Genomic DNA, 7,412 nt, shown 5'->3' with positions numbered 1-7,412 from the left:
TGACTGTGCGAAATCAGTGATTCCAATACGTACTTTTTCCCCTTCAACTTTAACCCACTCATGTTCTTCTGAATAACGAAGTTCTTTTGGTGTGCTCATTCCTATCCCTCCATTGCTATATTCAAATCAATATTGACATAGTTACTGTCCTAAAAGCAAGAAAACCTTACCAATTTCTTATTTCCAAGTATCTTCATATGTTTCTTCTTTAAATCCCAGGGTGACGCTGGATCCTTCTGCTGCCAGAGGGCGTTTGATAAGCATGCCGTCACTTGCCAGAATCTCCAGCAATTCATCATCGGAAGAACTGTTGACTTTGTCCTTCAATCCAAGTTCACGATACTTTTTCCCGCTTGTGTTGAAAAACTTTTTCAGCGGCAAATCGCTCTTTTCATAAAGGGCCTTAAGCTCCTCCTTTGTTGGAGGGTTTTCAACAATATGTATTTCGTTAAATTCCTTGTCGTTTTCCTCAAGCCATTGTTTAGCTTTTCGGCATGTGCTGCATTTTGGATATGAATAAAACTGGATTGCCATGTTTTCACCACCCTTCCATAAATCTATCCTTCAGCCAATAACTAATTCGACAATTTCCCTTAATATCCTGCAAGGCACACAGGATATTAAGGAAAACTTATTTTATCAGCTGCAAGTGTTTTCGACCGTATCTATCAGTTCCTTTAACTCTTCAACAGCTTGTTCTAGTGCAAGAGAGTAGAATCTTTGAGTTCCTTTTTGCTCGATGGTCACAAGATGCTTGTCCCGTAAAATTTTTAAATGATGAGAGACAGCCGGTCTTGATAAAGTCAGGTTTTCTGTAATCTCATTGACGGTCAAAGGTTCCTTCTCAGCAAGCAGCAGAATGATATCCTGTCTGTAGGGATCACTCAATGCTTGAAATAAAGGAATACATTTACGAAACGTATCCATTGCTTTTTGACCCAATTAGCATTCCCTTCCCTCTATACGATCTTATCTGACATTATATACGTTCTTGCACCTTGCGGACAACGGAAGTGACCATTTTTCTAGGCATGAAACGGACCGAATTGACCAACACTCTATTCTTCATTCCTGGGATAACAACTGTTTTATTTGTTTCCAAAAGGGACTTTACCGCTTCTTCTACTACTTCTTCCGCCTGCATGACATCACCTTGGAATAACTTGGATTGATTAAGTTCAGCTGAGTTGCTGAACCCTGTTTCTGTGGCCCCTGGGCACAATACGGAAACTTTAACCCCTTTGTCCTTCCATTCATTAGAAAGAGCCTCTGAGAGAGATAGTACATACGCTTTCGTAGCATAATAAACCGCCATTAAAGGTCCAGGCTGGAATGCTGCTACGGAGGCGACATTTAAGATCTTTCCAGTATTCCCCACCACCATTTCCTTGCCAAAATACTTAGTAAGTTCGGTCAAAGCCGTAATATTCACCTCAATCATGTCTACTTCTTTCTGGATATCTGTATCTTCAAATTCTCCGAATAACCCAAAACCCGCGTTATTAATTAGGATTTCTGTCGTCAGCCCCAAAGATACTACCTTTTCATGCAGCGTTTTCGCTGATCCATGCTGGGAAAGGTCAATCGGAATGACATGTGCTTTAATACCATGCTTCCCTTCCAATTCTTTTGCCAGATTGTTTAACTTGTCTTCACTTCTAGCCGTCAACACAAGGTCATAACTTCTGCCGGCAAACTGCTTTGCAAACTCGACTCCTAATCCACTTGATGCACCTGTAATGACTACTACTTTATTTTTCATTTATCTACACCTCTTATTATTATATGTTTAAACTTTTAAACATATAATAATCCCTTTCTATATTTTAGGCAATAGTTCTTTGTCTGTAGTATTTATCTGGAGATAGAGTTTATAACAATTGGCGGCGATTTTCAGAGATATTTTAGGTATTGCTTTAGATTTGTCGACTATCGACTTATGCTTGTCGTTTATCTTGATTTACGTGTCGAATATCAATAAAACTTTATCGCTAATCGCCCAGTATGAGCGGATAACGATCATACCAAATAAAAAACCGGCCTTCCCTGAGGAAGACCGATTCTAAGACAATTATAATACATAACGCTCTGCTTCAATAAGTTTTTCAGACGCTTCACGTTTTACAGCAATCATGTTAAGCGGTGTGTAGCGAGTGAATTTGCGAAGCGCAGACAGCATCATTCTTAACGAATCACCCTGTTCGGCAGCCACCAATGTTTCTTTGGCATGCGCTTCAATCTCATTGAAGGCTTCCTGACAGAAGATTTGAGTGTACAACAGTTTCTGCTTTGCTTTTTCTGCGCCGTCTTTTGCGATCGCCTTTTCCGTACGAAGGACAGCCGATTCCATTGCATATGCGTTTGAGATAATGTCCGCAATGTTCACAAGGATTTCCTGCTCTTTTTCCAACGCCTTACCATATTTCTGTGCAGCGAGCCCGGCAATCAACAAACCGATTTTCTTCGCATTCTTCACCAGATATTTTTCCTGCTCAAGCGGTGCATCGCCGACTTCTTCCGGCATAAGCATCATCAGTTCTTCCTGAAGCGCCTGTGCTTTTTGGAATAAAGGCAATTCGCCTTTCAATGCTTTACGGACAAATGTGCCAGGAACAAGAAGACGATTGATTTCATTCGTTCCTTCAAAGATACGGTTGATACGGGAATCACGATACATTCTTTCAATTTCGTACTCTTGCATGAAACCGTATCCGCCATGGATTTGCACCCCTTCATCCACGATATAATCAAGGGTTTCCGTTGCGAATACTTTATTCAATGAACACTCGATTGCATATTCTGCAATCGACTTCGCAACCTCTGTACCATTTTTGACTTCTTCCTCTGTCAATTTGCTCATGCGGTCTTCGAATAATCCTACTGTACGGTATACAGAGCTCTCAGTGGCATATAGTTTTGCTGCCATTGTGGCAAACTTCTCTTTGGTTAAGTTAAAAGAAGAGATAGGAGTCTTGAACTGCTGGCGCTGGTTCGCGTATTTAATCGTGACATCCATCGCGCGCTTGCTTCCGCCTACTGCCCCTACGCCAAGCTTATAACGGCCGATATTCAAGATATTGAAGGCAATGATATGTCCTTTTCCAGCTTCACCTAAAAGGTTTTCAACAGGCACTTGTGCATCTTCAAGGATCAAAGTACGTGTGGAAGAGCTCTTGATTCCCATTTTCTTTTCTTCAGCACCAGTTGAAACGCCTGGATATTCCCGCTCTACGATAAAAGCTGAGAACTGCTCTCCATCGATTTTTGCGTAAACAACGAATACATCTGCAAATCCAGCGTTTGTAATCCATTGTTTTTCCCCGTTCAACACATAGTGAGTGCCTGCTTCATTAAGTTTTGCAGTCGTTCTGGCACCTAGGGCATCAGAACCGGAACCGGGCTCAGTCAATGCATACGCAGCAATTTTCTCGCCTGTTGCCAATGCTGGCAGGTATTTTTGTTTTTGATCCTCATCACCGAATAATACGATTGGAAGGGATCCAATCCCTACGTGTGCTCCGTGAGTGATAGAAAAGCCGCCGGCAGTCGACATCTTTTCAGAAATAAGAGCTGAACTTACTTTATCAAGTCCCAGCCCGCCGTACTCTTCCGGAACGTCTGCTCCAAGCAAACCAAGTTCGCCTGCTTCTTTCAGCAGCTTAACCGAACGGTCGAATTCATGGTTTTCCAAATGCTCGACTTGCGGTACAACTTCATTCACGACATAGTCTTCTGTCGTTTTGGCAATCATTTTCTGTTCATCTGTAAAATCTTCCGGTGTAAACACATTTTCATATGAAACGTCTTCGATAATGAAGCTGCCGCCTTTTACCAACTTATCAGTTTGATTTGTCATCTGTTTTTTTCCTCCTTATTTTAAAACAATACTTCCTTAGTCATTGTTGCCCATTGAAAAGTGTGTTGATTTCCACTACAGGATGCGTGACTCCGCGGGGCGGGCGGTGAGCCTCCTCGGCTTCGCCTGCGGGGTCTCACCTGTCATCCAAAGCGGAAGTGCCCCGATCAGCCCCGACAGGCAAATGTTCCTCATAGAAAAAAAGGCGAACTTTCCTTTTATTCTATGAGGGTTATTTGACCCCGAGGGGCTGGGCACTGCAGCTAGACGTCCCGCTAGTCCCGCAGGAGGTCACGCACCTTCCGTTCCAATCAACAACTGGTATACAAAGTAAAGTTAGATAAACACCTTTTTAAGGAAAAGCTTACTAAAGAGTCGGTAATATATATGGAAAAGCTTGGTTTAAAGCCTCCGTAAAATTAACCAATCAGTTCAAACACACCGGCAGCACCCATTCCTCCGCCGATACACATCGTTACGACTCCAAATTGAACGTTTCTTCTCTTCATTTCATGAATTAGAGAAAGAGTCAGTTTTGTACCAGAACAGCCAAGCGGGTGACCAAGAGCGATCGCGCCGCCATTAACATTCACGATTTCCTCATTGAGTCCAAGCTGGCGGATGACCTGGATGGATTGCGAAGCAAAGGCTTCATTCAATTCAAACAGCCCTATGTCCTCCAATTGAAGACCAGCCATTTTCAACGCTTTCGGGATCGCCTCAACTGGACCTACCCCCATGATTTCCGGCGGCACCCCTGCAACAGCGAACGATCTGAATTTTGCCATCGGCCCTAAGCCCAATGAGCTTGCTTTTTCACGGTCCATAACCATCACTGCAGCTGCTCCGTCACTTGTTTGAGACGAGTTCCCCGCCGTAACGGAACCTTTTACATTAAAGACCGGACGCAATTTAGACAAGACTTGTTGGTTTGTTCCGGGTCTTACCCCTTCGTCAGTGCTGAAGGTGATATTCTTTTCGACTACCTTGTTCTGGTCGTTCACCGAACGAAGAACCACATCCACAGGGACAATCTCATCCTGAAACCTGCCTTCTGCGATTGCTTTTGCCGCTTTTTCATGGCTTCGTACCGCAAAGGCATCCTGATCTTCCCTTGTGATACCGAACTTCTTGGCCACTTCCTCTGCCGTATGGCCCATGCTCATATAATACTGAGGAGCCGTTTCTGCCAATTTAGCGTTCGGACGGACCACATGGCCCATCATCGGCACAAGGCTCATGGATTCTGCTCCGCCTGCAATGGCTGTATCTGAATGGCCCAGCATGATTTTTTCTGCTGCATAAGCAATGGACTGCAGTCCTGATGAGCAGTATCGATTGATGGTAATGGCAGGGACATTATGTGGAAGTCCCGCCAATCCTCCGATGTTTCTTGCCATGTTCAAGCCTTGTTCTGCTTCCGGCATGGCGCATCCTATAATCAAGTCATCTATATTACCTTCATAGTTTCCAGCTCTTTTAAGTGTTTCTTTTACAACCAACGCACCAAGGTCATCAGGTCTGACGGTTGCCAGAGTCCCTTTGCCTGCTTTTCCGACCGGTGTACGTGCGCCGGCTACTATTACCGCTTCTCGCATGTTCTTCCCCCATTTCTCGTAAAAGTAATAATTAGTTACGCAGCGGCTTCCCTTTTACCAGCATGTGCTGCATACGCTGTTGTGATTTCGGTTGGGCGACGAGGCTCAGGAACGCTTCCCTCTCCAGGTCCAGAAGATATTGTTCATCTACCTCTGTCCCGAAAGGCAGTTTGCCTCCCGCAATGACATACGCCAGTTTCTTCGCGATTGTGAGATCATGCTCAGAGATATAGCCCGAGTGAAGCATTGCCTGGGCACCCAGAATCAATGCAGCATAGCCTGTTTCACCTACAACCGGAACTTTTTTGCGGACCGGAGGCGTGTAGCCGCTTTCACTTAAAGCTAAAGCTGCCTGTTTCGCATCATATAAAAGATGATCTCCATTTGCGCTTACACCGTCAGAGTTTGATAGGAAGTTATTGTCTCTTGCTTCATCTCCGGAAGTTGAGACTTTCGCCATGGCGATTGTTTCGAATACTTTGTTGGCAACCTTTTGCAAATCAAAATCGATTCCCTCAGGCATCATATCAAGATGTCTGATATACAATTCCTTGTTGCCGCCTCCGCCTGGAATCAGTCCGACCCCTGCTTCAACCAGCCCCATGTACGTTTCCATGGAAGCCTGGATATGGGCAGTCGGGAGACATACTTCCGATCCGCCGCCAAGCGTCATCCCAAATGGTGCGGAAACGACCGGCTTTTTGCTGTATTTGATATTCATCATCGCTTGCTGGAAGTGGCGGACAACCATATCAATTTCAAATATATTGTCATCTTGAGCTTCCATCAAAATCATGGCCAGGTTTGCTCCTACACAGAAGTTTTTGCCTTGATTCCCGATAACAAGTCCTTTGTAATTTTTCTCAACTTCTTCAATAGAGAAGTTGATCATTTGAACGATATCCAAACCGATTGAATTGTTCGGTGAGTGGAATTCAAGAAGGGCAATGCCGTCACCGATATCAATCAAGCTTGCACCAGAGTTCTTTTTGATTACTTTTCCTTGTTTCTTTAAAATCTTTAAATCTATGACTTTAGGATTTCTCTCGATTTGTTTATAATCACCATTATGGTAGAAGTACTGTTCACCGTCTTCTTCTTTATAAAAAGTTGTGTGACCGGCTTCGAGCATCTCTGTGATCCAGGAAGGAATCTTCCTGCCTTCTTCTTTCATCTTGCTGACAGATTTTTCGAGGCCGATGCTGTCCCACGTTTCAAATGGTCCGAGCTGCCAGCCAAAGCCCCACTTCATCGCCTGATCGATTGAGACGATGTCATCTGCGATGGTTCCCAGCAGTTCCGCTGAATAAACAAGGACCGGCGAAAGAATGTTCCAAAGGAAAGTTCCAGCTTTGTCCTCTGCATATACAAGCGCTTTCATTTTATTCGACAGACCCTTTTCCTGTTTGCTTAATTCCGTTGAAGCTGTTTTTAACTTTTTACGGGGACCGTATTCCAGTGTTTCTGTATCAAGTTCAAGGATTTCTTTTCCTTGTTTCAGATAAAAACCTTGGCCGCTTTTTGAACCATACCAGCCATTTTTAAGCATTTTCTGCATGAATTCAGGGATTTCAAATACTTTCTTTTCTTCTCCCTCTACCTGGTCATAAACGTTTTTGGCTACATGAGCAAACGTGTCCAAACCGACAACATCCAAGGTACGGAATGTTGCACTCTTAGGACGGCCGATAGCCGGACCTGTGATGGAGTCGACTTCTCCGACACTGACACCGCTCTTAAGCATTTCCTGCAATGTGACAAGAAGGCCATACGTACCAATGCGGTTTGCAATGAAGTTAGGTGTATCTTTCGCAAACACAACACCTTTTCCTAAAACATCTTCACCGAACGTTTTGATAAAAGACAGCACTTCCGGATCTGTCTTCTTCGTCGGGATGACTTCAAGAAGCTTCAGGTAACGCGGCGGATTAAAGAAGTGAGTACCCAGGAAATGTTTT

Annotated in this window: 6 protein-coding genes and 1 pseudogene; all 7 read right to left on the bottom strand. The window is 44.0% G+C overall.

Translation table 11 applies throughout. From position 1 onward, the window contains the following. Nucleotides 1-99: pseudogene (locus BSG1_RS18375) on the bottom strand (glycine cleavage system protein H); the annotation flags it as partial. A gap of 78 nt (nucleotides 100-177) precedes the next feature. Continuing rightward, nucleotides 178-534: an arsenate reductase family protein gene (locus tag BSG1_RS18370; protein ID WP_006838726.1), complete on the bottom strand. Its 357-nt coding sequence runs from the start codon at nucleotides 532-534 to the stop codon at nucleotides 178-180. 105 nt (nucleotides 535-639) lie between these two features. Then, nucleotides 640-942, bottom strand: a complete 303-nt coding sequence (locus BSG1_RS18365) for an ArsR/SmtB family transcription factor (protein WP_006838725.1) — start codon at nucleotides 940-942, stop codon at nucleotides 640-642. A gap of 37 nt (nucleotides 943-979) precedes the next feature. After that, on the bottom strand, nucleotides 980-1,762 hold the full coding sequence (locus tag BSG1_RS18360; RefSeq protein ID WP_006838724.1) for an SDR family NAD(P)-dependent oxidoreductase: 783 nt from the start codon (nucleotides 1,760-1,762) through the stop codon (nucleotides 980-982). Between the two features lie 309 nt (nucleotides 1,763-2,071). Further along, nucleotides 2,072-3,856, bottom strand: coding sequence for an acyl-CoA dehydrogenase family protein (locus BSG1_RS18355; RefSeq protein WP_006838723.1), 1,785 nt, complete (start codon nucleotides 3,854-3,856; stop codon nucleotides 2,072-2,074). Nucleotides 3,857-4,275: 419 nt separating this feature from the next. Continuing rightward, nucleotides 4,276-5,454 (bottom strand): acetyl-CoA C-acetyltransferase, encoded by a 1,179-nt coding sequence (locus tag BSG1_RS18350; RefSeq protein ID WP_006838722.1) that lies wholly within the window; start codon nucleotides 5,452-5,454, stop codon nucleotides 4,276-4,278. A 31-nt stretch (nucleotides 5,455-5,485) separates the two neighbouring features. Next, nucleotides 5,486-7,412 (bottom strand): 3-hydroxyacyl-CoA dehydrogenase/enoyl-CoA hydratase family protein (locus tag BSG1_RS18345; protein ID WP_006838721.1); only part of this gene is annotated, 1,927 nt, incomplete at its 5' end.

The organism is Bacillus sp. SG-1, assembly GCF_000181495.1.
GTDB lineage: Bacteria > Bacillota > Bacilli > Bacillales > Bacillaceae_B > Rossellomorea.
This window is presented reverse-complemented; position numbering and strand designations above follow the sequence as displayed.

Excerpts from the sequence above, each read along its gene's own strand:
- BSG1_RS18360 (WP_006838724.1), bottom strand. The coding sequence starts at position 1,762 with ATGAAAAATAAAGTAGTAGTCATTACAGGTGCATCAAGTGGATTAGGA.
- BSG1_RS18355 (WP_006838723.1), bottom strand. The coding sequence starts at position 3,856 with ATGACAAATCAAACTGATAAGTTGGTAAAAGGCGGCAGCTTCATTATC.
- BSG1_RS18370 (WP_006838726.1), bottom strand. The coding sequence starts at position 534 with ATGGCAATCCAGTTTTATTCATATCCAAAATGCAGCACATGCCGAAAA.
- BSG1_RS18350 (WP_006838722.1), bottom strand. The coding sequence starts at position 5,454 with ATGCGAGAAGCGGTAATAGTAGCCGGCGCACGTACACCGGTCGGAAAA.